The sequence below is a fragment of the Paraburkholderia lebeckiae genome (assembly GCF_050436225.1).
Classification (GTDB): Bacteria; Pseudomonadota; Gammaproteobacteria; order Burkholderiales; family Burkholderiaceae; genus Paraburkholderia; species Paraburkholderia tuberum.
The window spans coordinates 980,996-997,072 of record NZ_JBNDLU010000001.1 but is presented as its reverse complement, the minus strand read 5'-3'; the positions used below and the strand labels follow the sequence as shown (position 1 = coordinate 997,072).

Annotated in this window: 9 protein-coding genes, 2 tRNA genes, 3 rRNA genes and 3 pseudogenes; 6 read left to right on the top strand and 11 right to left on the bottom strand. The window is 59.5% G+C overall.

Features of this window, described 5'->3' with window-relative positions; genetic code table 11:
* Positions 1-167: 167 nt before the first annotated feature.
* Positions 168-1,145 carry a LysR family transcriptional regulator gene (locus tag OKW45_RS04775; RefSeq protein ID WP_018420759.1) on the top strand — a complete coding sequence of 326 codons (978 nt, stop codon included), beginning with the start codon at positions 168-170 and terminating at the stop codon, positions 1,143-1,145.
* Positions 1,146-1,328: 183 nt separating this feature from the next.
* Here the strand turns inward: OKW45_RS04775 and tnpC (OKW45_RS04770) are convergent.
* From tnpC (OKW45_RS04770) to OKW45_RS04760, 3 genes and pseudogenes are all read right to left on the bottom strand, one after another.
* Positions 1,329-2,639: pseudogene (gene tnpC / locus OKW45_RS04770) on the bottom strand (IS66 family transposase); the annotation flags it as partial.
* 113 nt (positions 2,640-2,752) lie between these two features.
* A complete protein-coding gene (gene tnpB, locus OKW45_RS04765; RefSeq protein WP_162633968.1) occupies positions 2,753-3,019 on the bottom strand; it encodes an IS66 family insertion sequence element accessory protein TnpB in 267 nt (88 codons plus the stop codon).
* Positions 2,995-3,126, bottom strand: a pseudogene (locus OKW45_RS04760) (transposase); the annotation flags it as partial. The pseudogene OKW45_RS04760 and the gene tnpB (OKW45_RS04765), both read right to left, overlap by 25 nt.
* A gap of 154 nt (positions 3,127-3,280) precedes the next feature.
* Here OKW45_RS04760 and istA point away from each other — a divergent pair.
* The 5 genes and pseudogenes from istA to OKW45_RS04735 all read left to right on the top strand — a co-directional run bounded on the left by istA (position 3,281) and on the right by OKW45_RS04735 (position 7,873).
* A complete protein-coding gene (gene istA / locus OKW45_RS04755) occupies positions 3,281-4,897 on the top strand; it encodes an IS21 family transposase (RefSeq protein ID WP_429466273.1) in 1,617 nt (538 codons plus the stop codon).
* Entirely contained in the window at positions 4,894-5,664 is a 771-nt protein-coding gene (gene istB / locus OKW45_RS04750) for an IS21-like element helper ATPase IstB (protein WP_429466271.1), read from the top strand. Before istA ends, istB begins: the two co-directional genes overlap by 4 nt.
* A gap of 211 nt (positions 5,665-5,875) precedes the next feature.
* The gene (locus OKW45_RS04745) at positions 5,876-6,268 is read left to right on the top strand and encodes a transposase (RefSeq protein ID WP_429466269.1); all 393 of its coding nucleotides are present in this window, start codon (positions 5,876-5,878) and stop codon (positions 6,266-6,268) included.
* The gene (tnpB, locus tag OKW45_RS04740; protein WP_018420754.1) at positions 6,265-6,486 is read left to right on the top strand and encodes an IS66 family insertion sequence element accessory protein TnpB; all 222 of its coding nucleotides are present in this window, start codon (positions 6,265-6,267) and stop codon (positions 6,484-6,486) included. Before OKW45_RS04745 ends, tnpB (OKW45_RS04740) begins: the two co-directional genes overlap by 4 nt.
* Positions 6,487-6,638: 152 nt before the next feature.
* Positions 6,639-7,873 (top strand): annotated as a pseudogene (locus tag OKW45_RS04735) (IS66 family transposase).
* A gap of 90 nt (positions 7,874-7,963) precedes the next feature.
* Here the strand turns inward: OKW45_RS04735 and tnpC (OKW45_RS04730) are convergent.
* From tnpC (OKW45_RS04730) to OKW45_RS04695, 8 genes are all read right to left on the bottom strand, one after another.
* Entirely contained in the window at positions 7,964-9,520 is a 1,557-nt protein-coding gene (gene tnpC, locus OKW45_RS04730; RefSeq protein ID WP_429466267.1) for an IS66 family transposase, read from the bottom strand.
* A 30-nt stretch (positions 9,521-9,550) separates the two neighbouring features.
* Entirely contained in the window at positions 9,551-9,895 is a 345-nt protein-coding gene (tnpB, locus tag OKW45_RS04725) for an IS66 family insertion sequence element accessory protein TnpB (RefSeq protein WP_429466265.1), read from the bottom strand.
* Positions 9,892-10,320, bottom strand: a complete 429-nt coding sequence (gene tnpA / locus OKW45_RS04720; RefSeq protein ID WP_429466263.1) for an IS66-like element accessory protein TnpA — start codon at positions 10,318-10,320, stop codon at positions 9,892-9,894. The genes tnpB (OKW45_RS04725) and tnpA overlap by 4 nt, the downstream gene beginning before the upstream one ends.
* 159 nt (positions 10,321-10,479) lie before the next feature.
* Positions 10,480-10,593, bottom strand: a 5S ribosomal RNA gene (gene rrf, locus OKW45_RS04715).
* Between the two features lie 225 nt (positions 10,594-10,818).
* Positions 10,819-13,702 (bottom strand): 23S ribosomal RNA (locus tag OKW45_RS04710).
* A 346-nt stretch (positions 13,703-14,048) separates the two neighbouring features.
* Positions 14,049-14,124: transfer RNA gene (locus OKW45_RS04705), tRNA-Ala, on the bottom strand.
* Between the two features lie 53 nt (positions 14,125-14,177).
* Positions 14,178-14,254 (bottom strand) — tRNA-Ile (locus OKW45_RS04700).
* A 79-nt stretch (positions 14,255-14,333) separates the two neighbouring features.
* A 16S ribosomal RNA gene (locus tag OKW45_RS04695) occupies positions 14,334-15,866 on the bottom strand.
* The 16S, 23S and 5S rRNA genes sit together here with 2 tRNA genes alongside, the layout of an rRNA operon.
* Positions 15,867-16,077 lie beyond the last annotated feature (211 nt).

The following is a 16,077-nucleotide window of genomic DNA, read 5'->3' as shown; positions in this document are numbered from 1 at the left end:
AGAGCCTCCGGACAGAATGGCCGACACCGGCAGGCGAGGCGCCGATTGTAGGAGTCCGCGATGTGTACATTAAGCCGACAGGTGCAGAACATCTGTTCCAGAACGGACAACAATAGAGTTCTGAGACTGACGGAAAATATGATCTTGATCATGAAACAGAAGGTTTGATGGACACGCTACAAAATATGCGAGTGTTTGTGCGCGTGGTTGAAGCCGGTAGCTTCACCGCGGCCGCGCAATCGCTCAATTCAACGACCGGCGCGATGTCTCGCGCGGTCTCGGAGCTCGAAGCACATCTGCGCACGCGCCTGCTGAATCGCTCGACACGTCGGCTTGCGCTGACCACGGCCGGCGAGCGCTATCTGAAGCGATCGCAGCAGATCCTCGCGGATGTCGATATTGCGGAAGAAGAAGCCAGTTGCGCACACGAGCGACCAACCGGCGCACTGCGCATGCATAGCTTTGCGAGCATCGGCCAGCACTACGTCCTGCCGGCCATTTCGCGTTACCGCGAGCTTTATCCTGATGTGACCGTCGAGTTGACGCTATCGCAGCGCATGCCCGATCTGTTCGAGGGCAGCGCCGACGTGGCCGTGATCGGCGCATCGACGCTGCCGAATTCGGACCTCGTATCGTTTCCGCTGGGGACGACGTTCAGCATCCTGTGCGCATCGCCGGCCTACGTGCAGGCGCACGGCGCGCCGCAAGAACCGGCTGACCTTGCGCATCACGAATGTCTGATCCTGCATACGCCGGCGTTCCCGCCACATGAATGGACGCTCGACGGCCCGAACGGCAGTGAGTTGATGGAAGTCGACGGCCCCGTGCATGTGAACATCGCGGAATCATTGATCGTGGCGATCCGCGAAGGCATGGGCATCGGCATGGTGCCGCTCTACGCGGCCATTTCCGGGTTGCGCGATGGCACGCTGGTGCGCGTGTTGCCAGAATATACGCTGCAGAAGACGACTGTTTATGCGCTCTATCCGTCGCGCAAATTCATCGATGCAAAGACGCGCACGTGGGTCGAGTTCTTGCGCTCGCATCTGCCAAAGGTGATTGCGCGCGACGAAGCATTACTTGCTGAGGTCGGGCAACTGGGGGGCGGAGATGACCCAGTGCAGCTGGTTGGAGTTCCCCTGTAATTCAGGACACGCGGACACCGTTAGGTCAATGAAGTCGCGGCAGCACGCCTGAACACGCGGCGAGCGGTATTCCAGGGCTTTGAGCGGATGGCGCTCATTGTAGTGTTCAAATGCAAGAGCCTGGCGCGTCAGGCTTGTCCATACAGGCGGCGCAATTGTCGCTTCACGATCTTCACGAACGATTAGATTGGCGCTCGCAGTCGCGCCTTCAACCGTGTCGCTGAACAACCAGCCGCGCCTCCCGATCACAAACGGACGGATCGAATTTGCACAGTCGCTATTCGATATGGGCCAGTCACCATTCCCGACATAAACGATCAGCTTCGGCCACTGCTCGCGCAGGTTCCATTTCGCGCTCCCGCCTTGGCAACGAACAACTTTCCGATCAGCTTGATGAAGCGCGTCGCGAGCAGATCGGGCGGGTGCGCAGCTTTGGGCACATTTTCCTCTGCCTTGACGAAGTAGCGCCGGCAGTGAACCCGGCATCCAAGGTGCACGAGCTGGTATCGCTCGGCGGATACCGTTATAGGGTCCATAGCCATCGGTCATCAGGACAGCGCCCTTACGGATGCCCGTGAACAGTTTGTCTACCAACTGCGCGCCGCATCCAGGCGTATAGGTGAAGCCACGGATCGGATTCCCCGCATCCGTCATCTGCGACCAGAGATAGCTCTTCGTCTGAGGCTTGCGGCCCTTCTCCTTCAGGACCTGGAACGTCGTCTCGTCGCAGTAGATCAGCTCCGCATCGAGCAGTGCATCGCGCATCAGGTTGATCACAGGTTGCGTCGCGAGTCCGACACGGACGATGCTCGCGGCGATGGTGTTCGACGAGATGTCACCGCCGAAGCGTCGCAGCAGGCCGGCCTGACGGTAGAGTGGCATCCCGAACTGATACTTGCTGGCAGCGATCCACGCTAGCGCCGATTCGCTCAGGAGTCCGCGCGGGATGATGCGCGGCTGCGCTGGCGTGACCTTGATGCCAGGATCTCAGCACGGGCAGGCATACTTGACGCGCTGGTGCTGGATGACGCGGAGTTGTTTTGGAATCACGTCGAGCTGCTCGCTGGTTTCAACTCCGATCTCTACAAGCGCGTGAGCGTCGTTGGCGCAGAAACGATCGGCTGCGGGCAGTTCGTGCCGCACGACATCGCGCGGCAGACTCGGATCGAGCGGCTTGCGGTGGCCGCGCTTCTTGCGCATGTGCGCGCCAACCGTCGTTTCCGGTGTGTCTTCCCGCGCGGGCGTGGCGTTCGCACCGAGCGCTTCGGCTTCGTTGAACAAGCCGAATTGATCAGAATCCCGCGCTTCGCACTCGGCACCGAACAGCTCACGGCGGTAGGCCCGTATGTGCTCCCCGGCGAGGTCACGCTCTGCTGTCACGAGTCGCAGCGTGCTGCGCAGCCCGTCACGTTCCCCCTGAAGCGCAGCGTGCTCCTCGCGCGTCGCCGGGAGTGCCTTGAACTCGTCGGCAGAGAGGGTGATGTTGATCGGCATGTCGCTTGGACCGGCATGCCAATGTCGTGTTCAACTCACACGGGCATAATGTCGTTTCGGATGGCGCCGAAGCGCGGCAACGTCAGCGCCCTTGAGTGGCCACTGCAACCGCTCTACGTCCAGCGTGACGACCCCGGTGCTACCTTCGGGCCAGACTCCTTCTCTTCGAGTCTCCTGAGCAATAGCCAGGACCCGTTGTGATCCCAGCCCAAGATCCTGATACGATCACATCGCCGATTCGTGAACACGTAGAGCGACGAATCCATGGGGTTGAGGCCCATCGCCTGCTCCACGAGAATCGACAGGCTGTTCATTCCGCATCGGAAATCGACGGGATCGCGGTGCAGATAGACGTTCAGACCTTCGTCAAACCGGAACACGGCAGCCTCCCCAGCACCTGGATGATCGTCGTGATCTCTTCGACTCCAGCCTCGCCGAAGTTGAGTTCGACACCGTTAGGTAACCGAACATGCAGCGCGAGCGTCATCGATGGAACCCCCCGGCGGTCGGTCAAACTCCCCCGGGTATGGTCACTTCAAACTCCCCCACCTGACGACCGTCGGCTGAGCCACTAAAGCTGCCGGGAGAGGTGTTGCAGGACGTCTATCTTCGTCTCCTTTGAACAAGAAGGAGTTCAGGGAGTGAACGTCTTGAAGCCGCACCTGCAAAGCACCGTATTCACACTACTAGAGCGTAACAAGATCCAGCGGCTCACGGGCATCGACCGCAAGACGATCCGTCGCTATCAGGCGATCTTCGAGTCCGAGAAGTCCGCTGCAGCAAACTCCCCCACGGCGACCACCGGCTCTGAAACCGCTGAACCGCAAACTCCCCCACCGTCGCGACCACCGGCAACCGCCGATTCCAGCGCGGCCACAACGTTCAATTTCGCCCGCTCGGCAAGCGAACCACACCGCGAATGGATCGAGCAGCAGGTCCGCCTGAGGCGCAACGCGCAGGCGATCTATCAGGATCTGGCCGATCAGTTCGCATTCACCGCGAGCTACGGGAGCGTCAAGCGTTTCGTGCGCGCCTTGCGCCACATTGATCCCGAGCAGTTCGATCGTCTCGCGTTCGCCCCCGGCGAAGAAGCTCAAGTGGACTATGGCGAAGGCGCACTGACCCGCGATCCGAAGACCGGCCGCTACCGACGCCCGCGGTTGTTCGTGATGACCCTGCGGTATTCGCGGCGCAGTTTCCGGCGCGTGGTCTGGAAGTCCAGCAAGCAGGTCTGGGCCCAGCTTCACGAAGAAGCCTTCCGCTACTTCGGCGGCGCTGTCAGTTATGTCGTCCTGGACAATCTCCGGGAGGGCGTCATCACGCCCGATCTGTACGAACCCGAGATCAACCGGCTCTATGAGGCGATGCTCGAGCATTACGGCGTCGTCGCCGACCCTGCCCGAGTGCGCGACCCGAATCGAAAGGGGACCGTCGAGAACGCGATTCAACATACGCAGGGCACCGCGCTCGCCGGCCGCCGTTTCGAGTCGCTCGAAGCCCAGAACGAATTCCTGATGCACTGGGAGGCGAACTGGGCGGCCAAACGCATTCATGGCAGCACCCGGCGTCAGGTCGAGGCCATGTTCCAGGAGGAGAGGCCGCATCTGCGGGCGTTGCCGACCACCGGCTTTCGCTACTTCATGGAGGTCGTGCGTACCGTCTGGGACGACACCACTGTCAACATCGATCGCAGCAACTATGCGGCACGACCCGCACCGATCGGTAGTCTCGTTTCAGTGCGGATCTACGATTCCACCATCGAGATTCGCGATCGCCGTACGCAGGCCTTGCTGCGCACCCATCCCCGCGCCCTGCAGGCCGGTTCGCTTGAACTGCCCGAAGACGAACGCCCGTTCAATCCGTCCCGCCAGAGCGCCTTCCTGCTCGCGAGCGCTGGCGACATCGGTCCGCAAACAAAGGCGCTTTGCCAACACATGTTCGACAGCGAAGGTCGCGTCGGCCATCGCGCCATGTGGGGCATCGTCGGTCTGGCGAAGAAGTATCCAGCCCGGCTCGTTGAACAGGCCTGCGACCACGCGTTACGTCATCACGTCTACCGGTACAAACAGGTGCGCGCGATCGTCGAGCAGCTGTTCGAACAGGCACTCGAGCGTCTCGATCAGGCACCGCAACTCGAACTGCCTCTCACGCAGGACCACCCGCTGATCCGTCCTGCCGCCGAATACGGCGAACTCTTTACCCTCGGTGCGCAGCACGGCGCCGAACCTCAACCTCCGACGGGAGAAACGCAGGCATGACCATGACATTACCGGAAATCGAACGGGCGCTCGGACAGCTTCGCCTGTCCGGCGTGCGTGACACGCTCGAAACGCGCGTGCTGCAGGCACAAGGCTCCCAGCAGCCGTTCCTTGAAACCTTTGCACTGATCCTGCAGGACGAACTGGATCGCCGCCAGTCACGGCTCATCGAACGCCGCTACAAGCTCTCCGGCCTCGAAGAGAAACTCACGCTCGCGGAATTCGACTGGGGCTTCAATCCCAAAGTGCCTCGCCAGACCTGCTTCCAGCTACACACGCTAAAGTTCATCGCGGCCGGCGACAACGCGCTGATCATCGGCAAACCTGGCACCGGCAAATCGCACGTTGCGAAGGCCGTCGCCTACCAGGCCGTCCTGCAAGGCCACAAGGTTCAGTATCTTGAGACCGACGACTTCTTTAACCGTTACGCGCTGAGCCCGACTGCCCAGCGCGAAGCCCGGCTGCGAGCCACTCTCGAGAGCGAACTGCTCGTACTGGACGACCTGTTCCTGTCGCGCACGATCCCCGATGCCGCGGGCGCGCTGCTGCAAACCCTGATCCATCAACGCTACAAACTGCATCGCAGCGTTGTCGTCACATCCAACCGCGTTGTGCAGGATTGGGGCGCATACCTGGGCGACTACACGATGAGCACCACGATCCTCGACCGGCTCATGCATCACTGCCATCTGCTCGAGTTCGATGGTCGCAGCTATCGCCTTAAAGAGGCCGCTGAAACGCTTGCGAGAAAAACGAAAACCAGCTAAATAAACCCTTAGTCCTGCTGCACAGGGTGGGGGAATTTGCGCGACCATAAGTGGGGGAGTTTCAACTGACCGTCCGGGATGGAATAGACGGTGTCGACGGCGACACCGGGTAAGGGTCCGGTGAAGTCACGTTGAGGTCAGTGGTGTGCCATAGCAGCATCGTGTCCATCAAAAAATGAACCGACCCCGGAATGTTGGACACGTGTACACAATGGCGGACAACGATCGGGTTGATGATGGAGTGGTGCCGGCAATAGAGCGTCGCAAACACAGCCGGGAATTCAAGGAGATGGCGGTACGGGCGGCAATGCAGCCGCACGTGTCGTTCGCGGCGGTGGCGCTGCATTACCGCCTGAACGCAAACCTGCTGCGCCGGTGGGTGGTGGCAGCGCGAGAGCGTGCGAGCGGCCAGCCGGCGCCGGACGAAGCGCAGCCGCCACCTGCGGCGGCATTCGTGCCACTACAACTGCAAGCGCCAGCTGTTCCGACTGATCGAGGCGAGATCCGCATCGAGATTCGCCGCGCTGCTGCCACGATTACGCTCTACTGGCCGCTGGCGGCGGCCGATGAATGCGCGGCATGGCTACAGGGGTGGTTGCGATGATCCGCATTGACGCGATCTGGCTGGCGACCGAGCCCGTGGACATGCGCGCGGGCGCCGATACGCTGCTTGCGCGTGTGGTCAAGATATTCGGCGCGGCGCGCCCCCACCATGCCTATCTGTTTGCCAACCGGCATTCGACGCGAATGAAGGTGCTGGCCTACGATGAACTGGGGATCTCGCTGGCCACCCGGCGCCTGAATCGCGGGCGATTCATCTGAAGCTACGGCGAGCAGTCCGTTTCACTGCCACTCAATGACGAACAGTTACGGGCACTGGTGACGGGACTGCCGTGACGCACGCTGGCCAACGATCACGCGATTACCGTGATGTGAGGCCGACGCGGACGAAAACAGCTTTGCTTTGTGATGCGTTGCGTGTCTGGCAGACTTGGTGTCATGGACCTGCCCGTCGGCCTCGCCATACCACGCTCAGCGCCGACCCGCTTCGCGCACTGGCTGCGCATCTGGCTGTTCAGCTCGCGGACAAGGAACACGAAGTTGGTGAGAAGGAACGGGAGTTGCGGGATCGGCAAACCCGCATCGACCAGCTCACACATGAGCTCTCAGTCATCAAACGGCAACAGTTTGGCAAGCGCAGCGAGCAGCTCAATACAGAACAGATGAGCCTGCTTGACGAGGCGAGCGATACGGATCTGGCCGCGATCGAAGCCGAGCTCGAGCAGCTTCAGCCGGATACGCCCGAGCGCAAATCACGACAGCAACGTCTCCGACGCGCGCCGTTGCCCGCGCATCTGCCACGAACCGACATTCATCACGATCCGGATGCCACGACGTGCCAATGCGGCTGCGAGCTTGAGCGCGTTCGCGAAGACATCAGCGAGAAGCTTGACTACATGCCGGGCGTGTTCACGGTCGAGCGGCATATCCGCGGCAAGTGGGTGTGCCGTCAATGCGAGACGCTGACACAGGAGCCCGTGCCCGTGCCCGCGCACGTCATCGACAAGGGCATTCCCACTGCCGCGCTGCTCGCTTTGGTGCTGGTATCGAAGTTCGCCGATCATCTGCCGCTGTAGCGGATTGAGCGCATGTGCGCACGCGCGTCGCGCGTTCTTCGAGCTGCATGCAAACTATCAAAGCGAGATCGGCGGGCAATCGTTGAAATACTTTGGCGCCCTGTGAAGTCGAACGTGAAGCAGCAGTGCTAGATTCCGATGCACGCCGTGCACTGCGGCAGGCCCATTCTCGACCGGTCATGGATGCGCTGCACGTGTGGATGAGTGCGCAGCGGCGTCTGGTTCCAGAAGGTTCAGGAATCGCGAAAGCCATCGACTACAGCCTCAATCGCTGGGAGGCGCTCACGTGCTACATCGACGATGGAGATGTGCCAATGTGCAATAACTGGGTGGAAAATCAGATCTGGCCCTGGGCAACTGGGAGAAAAAACTGGTTGTTCGCGGGCTCACTTCGTGCCGGCAAACGTGCCGCTGCCATCATGAGCCTGATCCGGTCGGCGCAACTGAACGGGCATGAACCGCTCACCTATCTGAAGGACGTGCTCACGCGCCTGCCAACACATCGCGCTGCTGATATTGAACAGTTACTCCCTCACCGCTGGACTCCCGCGTTGCCTGATCGCAGCAGCTAGCCAGCTCGCTCCCGGGCCTTCACCGGGGTAAGCACCTCGCGACGGCCGTCCGCAACGCGGCGCCCGCGTGAGGCATGATCGGGAATCGGGTTACGTGTCAGCAGACGCCGATGGGCCAGACTGCCGAGGCAGCTTCGTGGCCACGTTCCAGGGCAACAGTTCGTCGATGCGGTTAATGGGATGGTCAGCGATATGGGTCAGGACGTATTCGAGGTAGGCGCGCGGGTTGATCCCGTTGAGCTTGCATGTGCCGATCAGACCGTACATCGCGGCTGCCCGCTCGCCTCCGCTGTCGGAGCCGGCGAACAGGAAGTTCTTGCGGCCCAGACTCACACAGCGCAGCGCGTTTTCGGCCAGGGCGTTGCTGATCTCAGCACGACCCTCTTCGCAGTACAGCGCGAGCGCGTCCCACTGGTTGAGCGAGTAACGGATCGCTTTGGCCAGTTCGGATTTCTTCGACAGCGTTGCGAGCTTGTCCGTCATCCACGTCCTGATGGTCGCGAGCAGCGGCACGCTTTTCTCCTGCCGCACGCACAGCCGTTCAGCAGCGGGTTTGCCACGGATGTCCGCCTCGATGCCGTAAAGTCCACCGATCAGTTCGAGCACCTCTCGGGTCGCCTCGGTAGGCGTTCGGGCATGCACGTCGTAGAGGTACCGTCTCGCGTGGTCCCAGCATGCAGCTTCACGGATCTTGCCGCTCTCGTACAGTTCGTTGAAGCCACTGTAGGCGTCGGCCTGCAGGATGCCCTCGAATCCAGCGAGATGGGTCTGGGGGTGGATGCCTTTGCGGTCGGGCGAGTAAGCAAACCACACCGCGGCCGGTTCGGTCGAGCCCGAACGGGTGTCATCGCGCACATACACCCACAGTCGCCCGGTCCTTGTCTTCTTCCTGCCCGGCTCGAGCACCGGGATCGGCGTGTCATCCGCGTGCAGCTTCGACGGTGCCATCGTGTGGCGGCGCAGCGCCTCGGTCAGCGGCACGCAAAGGGCCTCGCACTGGCCGACCCAGCGTCCCATGCTGGCCGGATCCAGCTTCACGCCGTCGCGCGCGGCAATCTGCGACTGCCGGTACAACGGCGCGTGGTCAGCGTACTTCGAGACGAGGATGTCGGCCAGCAGGCTCGGATGGGCAATGCTGCGCGTGATCGGCAGGCCGGGCATGGGCGGCTGCGAGAAGTGGTGGCCGCACGGACAGACCGTCTTGCGCCGGATCGTGCGGATCACCTTGAACATTGCCGCGACGCGGGCGAGCTGCTCGGACACGTCTTCTCCGAGCGGCTGCATGGCGCTGCCGCACTTCGGGCAGGTCGCGTCGGCGTCGAGTACGCGTTCTTCGCGTGGCAGATGCGGCGGCAGCGCTTCTTTCGGCGATGCGTCGCCCACAGGCGTGCTCGCGCCTGATTCGTGGGCGCGTCGCACGTCAGCGACACCACGCTCACCGGTCAAGTCCTCGAGCGCGGTTTCGAGCCGCGCGACCTCCCGGTCCAACTGCTCGGACTTGCGTCCGAACTGCATGCGCTTGAGCCTGTCGATCTGCGCCTTGAGCTGCCCGATCTCCAGATCGCGTTCGGCAAGCTGGGCACGCGCCTCGACCAGCAAGGCCCGCAGGGTTGCAACATCGTCAGGAAGTTCAGCGCCGTTCGACATGTGGCGCAGTTTACGAGCCTTCCTCGCGGTTTACAACATCGACAGCGCAGCCGTACGACGCGGCTGCCGCCAATCGATGCCTTCGAGCAACCTCGACAGTTGCGCCGCCGTCAGATGGACCTTGCCGCCATCGGCGTGTGGCCAGACGAAGCGACCACGCTCAAGCCGCTTCGCAAGAAGCCAGAGCCCGTCTTCGGTCGCCCACATGACCTTCACGAGATCGCCGCGCCGGCCCCGGAAGATGAACACGTTGCCACCCAGCGGATTGTCCTCGAGCGCCGTCTGCACCTTTGCCGCCAGCCCCTGGAACCCGCAGCGCATGTCGGTGACGCCTGCCACCAGCCAGACGCGTGTACCCGTGGGTAGAGAGATCACGATCGCACGCTCCCCAGGACGACGCGTAGCGTGTCGGCGTCGACAACGCCGTTGACCTTGACTACCACGTCACCGAACCGGATCTCGATCGTCCCGGCTCGTGCAGTCCGGTTGCAGACGTCCCTTGCATCTGGGGGCATCGCCACGCGCTGCGGCGGCGTCTCATGAACCACCGCCACTGGAATCAGGCACGTCGTTTCCGCCTGCAATTGCTCGCGATAGCGACGCCGCCAGGCAAACAGCATGTTTGCATTGATGCCATTGTCCCGCGCCAGCTTCGCGACCGACGCACCAGGCTCACATGCCGCGGCCGCAAGCCGGCGTCGAAACTCGCGATCATAATTCGGGCGTCCCTTGCGGCTACCCGGCCTGGCTTCCGACTCTGTCACAGTGATGTCCATCAAATCGAAAATGATGGGCACCACTTTGATGTCGGTTCTCGCCGCCGTCTACGACGGTCGTCGTGAGGTGCTTACTCACCGGGCGCTTACCTTACAATCATCTCTGTCGATGTTGCTGTTGATTTGGGCCGCGTAAACGCAAAAACCCCACCGCGGCGGGTGGGGTTTCTGACGTGGGGGGGAGCCTGACGATTACCTACTTTCACACGGGCAATCCGCACTATCATCGGCGTGGAGTCGTTTCACGGTCCTGTTCGGGATGGGAAGGGGTGGGACCGACTCGCTATGGTCATCAGGCATGACGGGTTGCTGCGTCGCAGGGTTGGAGTCAACCGGTTGCGCCACAGCCAATCGGGAAGAAGCGTAAAGGATTCGTGTGGGGGGTTGTGTTGTTTCTGGCACAACACTGAATCCCAACCGTGCGTTTCTGTTAGCTCCCGCGGGAGTTCACACCAATCCCCTTCGGGGATCGGACCCGCGCAAGTGCTGAAGCACTAACGCGGGTCGAGACACACCTGTTATAGGATCAAGCCTTACGGGCAATTAGTATCAGTTAGCTCAGTACATTACTGTACGTGCACACCTGACCTATCAACGTCCTGGTCTTGAACGACCCTTCAAGGGGCTCGAAGCCCCGGGGATATCTCATCTTAAGGCGAGTTTCCCGCTTAGATGCTTTCAGCGGTTATCTCTTCCGAACATAGCTACCCGGCGATGCCACTGGCGTGACAACCGGTACACCAGAGGTTCGTCCACTCCGGTCCTCTCGTACTAGGAGCAGCCCCCTTCAAATATCCAGCGCCCACGGCAGATAGGGACCAAACTGTCTCACGACGTTTTAAACCCAGCTCACGTACCTCTTTAAATGGCGAACAGCCATACCCTTGGGACCGGCTACAGCCCCAGGATGAGATGAGCCGACATCGAGGTGCCAAACACCGCCGTCGATATGAACTCTTGGGCGGTATCAGCCTGTTATCCCCAGAGTACCTTTTATCCGTTGAGCGATGGCCCTTCCATACAGAACCACCGGATCACTATGACCTGCTTTCGCACCTGTTCGACTTGTCAGTCTCACAGTCAAGCACGCTTATGCCATTGCACTATCAGCACGATTTCCGACCGTACCTAGCGTACCTTCGTACTCCTCCGTTACACTTTGGGAGGAGACCGCCCCAGTCAAACTGCCTACCATGCACGGTCCCCGACCCGGATCACGGGCCAAGGTTAGAACCTCAAACAGATCAGGGTGGTATTTCAAGGACGGCTCCACGCAGACTGGCGTCCACGCTTCATAGCCTCCCACCTATCCTACACAGACCGGTTCAAAGTCCAATGCAAAGCTACAGTAAAGGTTCATGGGGTCTTTCCGTCTAGCCGCGGGGAGATTGCATCATCACAAACACTTCAACTTCGCTGAGTCTCGGGAGGAGACAGTGTGGCCATCGTTACGCCATTCGTGCAGGTCGGAACTTACCCGACAAGGAATTTCGCTACCTTAGGACCGTTATAGTTACGGCCGCCGTTTACCGGGACTTCAATCAGGAGCTTGCACCCCATCATTTAATCTTCCGGCACCGGGCAGGCGTCACACCCTATACGTCCACTTTCGTGTTTGCAGAGTGCTGTGTTTTTATTAAACAGTCGCAGCCACCAGTTTATTGCAACCCCTTCACCCTTCTGGCGCAGGCCAGTCAGGCTACCAGGGCGTACCTTATCCCGAAGTTACGGTACCAATTTGCCGAGTTCCTTCTCCCGAGTTCTCTCAAGCGCCTTAGAATACTCATCTCGCCCACCTGTGTCGGTTTGCGGTACGGTCACTGTGAAACTGAAGCTTAGAGGCTTTTCCTGGAACCCCTTCCAGTTGCTTCGCCACCGAAGTGGCTCGCCTCGCACCCTTGAATTACGCGCCCGGATTTGCCAAAGCGCCTTCTCCAATGCAAGGACCGGGACTTCCAACACCCGGACAACCTTCCGCGATCCGTCCCCCCATCGCATTTCACAATGGTGCAGAAATATTAATCTGCTTCCCATCAGCTACGCATTTCTGCCTCGCCTTAGGGGCCGACTCACCCTACGCCGATGAACGTTGCGTAGGAAACCTTGGGCTTACGGCGAGGGGGCCTTTCACCCCCTTTATCGCTACTCATGTCAGCATTCGCACTTCCGATACCTCCAGCACACTTTCCAGTGCACCTTCGCAGGCTTACGGAACGCTCTCCTACCATGCACATTACTGTGCATCCGCAGCTTCGGTATATGGCTTAGCCCCGTTACATCTTCCGCGCAGGACGACTCGATCAGTGAGCTATTACGCTTTCTTTAAAGGATGGCTGCTTCTAAGCCAACCTCCTGACTGTTTTAGCCTTCCCACTTCGTTTCCCACTTAGCCATATTTGGGGACCTTAGCTGGCGGTCTGGGTTGTTTCCCTCTTGACACCGGACGTTAGCACCCGATGTCTGTCTCCCGTGATTGCACTCTTCGGTATTCGGAGTTTGCTATGGCGTAGTAATCCGCAATGGACCCCACAACCATGACAGTGCTCTACCCCCGAAGGTGATACACGAGGCACTACCTAAATAGTTTTCGGAGAGAACCAGCTATTTCCAGGTTTGTTTAGCCTTTCACCCCTATCCACAGCTCATCCCCTAACTTTTCAACGTTAGTGGGTTCGGTCCTCCAGCACGTGTTACCGTGCCTTCAACCTGGCCATGGATAGATCACCTGGTTTCGGGTCTACACCCAGCGACTGGACGCCCTGTTCGGACTCGCTTTCGCTACGCCTGCCCTAATCGGTTAAGCTCGCCACTGAATGTAAGTCGCTGACCCATTATACAAAAGGTACGCCGTCACCCCTTCGCAGAGGCTCCGACTGTTTGTATGCATGCGGTTTCAGGATCTGTTTCACTCCCCTCCCGGGGTTCTTTTCGCCTTTCCCTCACGGTACTGGTTCACTATCGGTCGATCACGAGTATTTAGCCTTGGAGGATGGTCCCCCCATCTTCAGACAGGATTTCACGTGTCCCGCCCTACTTCTCGTACACCCAGTTCTTCCATGCTGTTTTCGTCTACAGGGCTATCACCTGCTATGGCCGCACTTTCCAGAGCGTTCGACTAACAATACAGATAACGTGTACCGGCTGATCCCATTTCGCTCGCCACTACTCTGGGAATCTCGGTTGATTTCTTTTCCTGCGGTTACTTAGATGTTTCAGTTCACCGCGTTCGCCTCACGCAGCCTATGGATTCAGCTGCGGATACTCCCCATTAGGAGTGGGTTTCCCCATTCGGACATCTCCGGATCAATGCTCGTTTGCCAGCTCCCCGGAGCTTTTCGCAGGCTACCGCGTCCTTCATCGCCTGTGATCGCCAAGGCATCCACCACATGCACTTGTTCGCTTGACCCTATAACGGGTGTGTCTCTGGGTCGACCCACGTGAGCGCTTTAGCGCTTACGTGGGTCCCATCCCCGGAGGGGACAGACGCACTCGCTACAGGTTGAGTATTCGTGTTGCGCCGTATTCCAAAGCGATCTCTCGATCACCTTTAAAATACATCGATACAATCACAACCCTGATTCACCTACTCACACACCCATCTCCAGGCATGCTTTCGTGAATCTCTTTACTACTTCTTCCTGATTGTTAAAGAACGACAGCCGGTATGAAGCCTCTGCCTCATACCGCCCTGACTGGCTCAATCGCCAATGCGCAACGCTCTGCCTGCAGGCAGAACACTGCGCATTGAGGATTGGTGGAGGATGACGGGATCGAACCGACGACCCCCTGCTTGCAAAGCAGGTGCTCTCCCAGCTGAGCTAATCCCCCAGTCCCACAGCCATTCCAGCGGCCCCAGCCCTTCAGCTCACCCGACACGACACTGGTGGGTCTGGATGGATTCGAACCATCGACCCCCGCCTTATCAAGACGGTGCTCTAACCGGCTGAGCTACAGACCCCTGCTGTCTGTCTGCGTTGCTGCCATTAACCACAGCCGATAAGCGTGAGCACTTGAGTGCAATGAATGCATAGCTCTGGAAAGGAGGTGATCCAGCCGCACCTTCCGATACGGCTACCTTGTTACGACTTCACCCCAGTCATGAATCCTACCGTGGTGACCGTCCTCCTTGCGGTTAGACTAGCCACTTCTGGTAAAACCCACTCCCATGGTGTGACGGGCGGTGTGTACAAGACCCGGGAACGTATTCACCGCGGCATGCTGATCCGCGATTACTAGCGATTCCAGCTTCACGCACCCGAGTTGCAGAGTGCGATCCGGACTACGATCGGTTTTCTGGGATTGGCTCCACCTCGCGGCTTGGCAACCCTCTGTTCCGACCATTGTATGACGTGTGAAGCCCTACCCATAAGGGCCATGAGGACTTGACGTCATCCCCACCTTCCTCCGGTTTGTCACCGGCAGTCTCCCTGGAGTGCTCTTGCGTAGCAACTAGGGACAAGGGTTGCGCTCGTTGCGGGACTTAACCCAACATCTCACGACACGAGCTGACGACAGCCATGCAGCACCTGTGTTATGGCTCCCTTTCGGGCACTCCCGCCTCTCGGCAGGATTCCATACATGTCAAGGGTAGGTAAGGTTTTTCGCGTTGCATCGAATTAATCCACATCATCCACCGCTTGTGCGGGTCCCCGTCAATTCCTTTGAGTTTTAATCTTGCGACCGTACTCCCCAGGCGGTCAACTTCACGCGTTAGCTACGTTACCAAGCCAATGAAGGCCCGACAACCAGTTGACATCGTTTAGGGCGTGGACTACCAGGGTATCTAATCCTGTTTGCTCCCCACGCTTTCGTGCATGAGCGTCAGTATTGGCCCAGGGGGCTGCCTTCGCCATCGGTGTTCCTCCACATCTCTACGCATTTCACTGCTACACGTGGAATTCCACCCCCCTCTGCCATACTCCAGCGCTGCAGTCACCAATGCAGTTCCCAGGTTAAGCCCGGGGATTTCACATCGGTCTTACAGCACCGCCTGCGCACGCTTTACGCCCAGTAATTCCGATTAACGCTCGCACCCTACGTATTACCGCGGCTGCTGGCACGTAGTTAGCCGGTGCTTATTCTTCCGGTACCGTCATCCCTCACGGATATTAGCCACGAGGTTTTCTTTCCGGACAAAAGTGCTTTACAACCCGAAGGCCTTCTTCACACACGCGGCATTGCTGGATCAGGCTTGCGCCCATTGTCCAAAATTCCCCACTGCTGCCTCCCGTAGGAGTCTGGGCCGTGTCTCAGTCCCAGTGTGGCTGGTCGTCCTCTCAGACCAGCTACAGATCGTCGGCTTGGTAGGCCTTTACCCCACCAACTACCTAATCTGCCATCGGCCGCCCCTTGAGCGCGAGGTCCCGAAAGATCCCCCGCTTTCCTCTCCCGAGCGTATGCGGTATTAATCCGGCTTTCGCCGGGCTATCCCCCACTCCAGGACACGTTCCGATGTATTACTCACCCGTTCGCCACTCGCCACCAGACCGGAGTCCGTGCTGCCGTTCGACTTGCATGTGTAAGGCATGCCGCCAGCGTTCAATCTGAGCCAGGATCAAACTCTTCAGTTCAAACCTGTTACTGTTTTCGGGCTCTCTCGAACCCGGTCGCTCACTCAACGTACTGACGATGATCAGTCCGCCTTCCGACAGACAAACCTTCCTCTAATACTGTGTGAGGCTGCTGATACTTCTGCCTGGCAGCAGACTCCGGAGAATCCGCCGCCGCATTCCGCATCAAGCGCCCACACTTATCGGCTGTTAGTTTTTAAAGATCGGTCCG

What these genes read in the sequence shown, in the direction of transcription:
- OKW45_RS04775 (WP_018420759.1), top strand. Translation starts at nt 168, where the DNA reads ATGGACACGCTACAAAATATGCGAGTGTTTGTGCGCGTGGTTGAAGCC.
- istB (WP_429466271.1), top strand. Translation starts at nt 4,894, where the DNA reads ATGACCATGACATTACCGGAAATCGAACGGGCGCTCGGACAGCTTCGC.
- OKW45_RS04745 (WP_429466269.1), top strand. Translation starts at nt 5,876, where the DNA reads ATGGCGGACAACGATCGGGTTGATGATGGAGTGGTGCCGGCAATAGAG.
- tnpB (WP_018420754.1), top strand. Translation starts at nt 6,265, where the DNA reads ATGATCCGCATTGACGCGATCTGGCTGGCGACCGAGCCCGTGGACATG.
- tnpC (WP_429466267.1), bottom strand. Translation starts at nt 9,520, where the DNA reads ATGTCGAACGGCGCTGAACTTCCTGACGATGTTGCAACCCTGCGGGCC.